The following is a 1851-nucleotide window of genomic DNA, read 5'->3' on the forward strand; positions in this document are numbered from 1 at the left end:
AGTCTACAAGTGGCGGCGGGAAATCCAGGAGACGGTGGCCGGTGCCAAGGTCTGGGTGCTCAACGGCCCGGACACGCTGGTCAAACTGCTGAAGCTGCGCGAGCAGTTGGGCGTATCGCCACAGGCTCAGGAGTTCTTCGTCCTGGGCCGCGTGCGCATGCGGATGGGTTTTCACTGGAAGCCGGTCTTCACCCGGCATCGCACGCGCCACGGCGACGTGGGCGCCTGCCCTGACTGTGGCCACGTCATCACCGACCTCGACGGCGAGCCGATCAACCCGATCGAACTCGAAGCCGAGGAATATCGCCGCAAGTGCAGCCATTGTGCTGCACCGTTGTGGACGCTGATTCGTCCCAGGGGCTTGCCCGCCAGCGACCAGTCCTCCGCCGTGCTCAAGGCGCTGAAGCGTATTCCCACGATTGGCGAAGTCACCGCACAGAAGTTGATGCAGAAGTTCGGTGATGGGTTCCTCGCGTCGATGCTCGGGGACAACATCCACGAGTTCATTAACCTGATGGACGGTAGCGGCGAATTGGTCTTCTCGGATCGGCAAGCCCAGCGCATGGAGCGTGCGATGGCCTCGATGGAGTTCGGCTTCGGCGAGGGCGGCTATCAGCCGTCCGAATTCATCAAACGCTACCTGCCGCAAGGCACGTTCGACCTGCTCATCGCCGACGAGGCGCACGAGTACAAAAATGGCGGAAGCGCGCAAGGCCAAGCCATGGGTGTTCTCGCCGCGAAAGCACGCAAGACGCTCTTGCTCACCGGCACGCTCATGGGCGGCTACGGCGACGACCTTTTTCACCTGCTGTTCCGCGCCTTGCCTGGGCGGATGATCGAAGACGGCTACCGCCCGACCCAGCAAGGCAGCATGACGTCGGCCGCGATGGCGTTCATGCGCGATCATGGTGTGCTCAAGGACATCTATTCCGAAAGCACGGGTACGGCGCACAAGACCGCCAAAGGCTCCAAGGTATCGGTGCGCACGGTCAAGGCACCGGGCTTCGGCCCAAAGGGCGTGTTGCGCTGTGTCTTGCCGTTCACCGTGTTCCTAAAGTTGAAGGACATCGGTGGCAACGTGCTGCCGCCCTACGACGAGGAGTTTCGTGAGGTCGCGATGGACACGGCGCAAGCCTCGGCCTATCGCGATCTGGCGGGACGGTTGAGCGCAGCATTGAAGCAAGCACTGGCGAAACGCGACACGACGTTGCTGGGCGTGGTCCTCAATGTGCTATTGGCCTGGCCGGATTGCTGCTTCAGGCCGGAGACGGTCAACCATCCTCGTACGCGCGAGTCGCTGGCATTCGTCGCCGCCCAGTTCAACGAACTGGAGGTGATGCCGAAGGAGCGCGAGCTGATCGAGATCTGTCGCCAGGAGAAAGCGGAGGGTCGCAAGACCCTGGTCTACAGCGTCTACACCGGTACCCGCGATACGACGTCAAGGCTCAAGCTGTTGCTGGAGCAGGAAGGCCTCAAGGTCGCGGTACTGCGCGCAAGCGTGGAGGCCTCTCGACGTGAGGACTGGATCGCCGAGCAGTTGGACCGTGGCATTGACGTGCTCATCACCAATCCCGAACTGGTCAAGACGGGGCTGGATCTGTTGGAGTTCCCGACGATCGTGTTCCTTCAGTCGGGCTACAACGTGTACTCGTTGCAGCAGGCCGCACGGCGCTCCTGGCGCATCGGCCAGAAACAGCCGGTCAAGGTGATCTACCTGGGCTACGCGGGCACCTCGCAGATGACCTGTCTGAGCCTGATGGCCAGAAAGATCATGGTGTCACAGAGCACGTCGGGAGACGTGCCCGAATCCGGGCTCGACGTCCTGAATCAGGATGGCGACTCGGTGGAGGT

General features: G+C 62.1%; 1 protein-coding gene. It reads left to right on the forward strand.

The features are described 5' to 3' along the window. Positions 1 to 1851 (forward strand): helicase-related protein (locus tag PKE98_RS26870; RefSeq protein WP_271198551.1); only part of this gene is annotated, 1851 nt, incomplete at both ends.

The organism is Pseudomonas turukhanskensis, assembly GCF_027922365.1.
Classification (GTDB): domain Bacteria; phylum Pseudomonadota; class Gammaproteobacteria; order Pseudomonadales; family Pseudomonadaceae; genus Aquipseudomonas; species Aquipseudomonas turukhanskensis.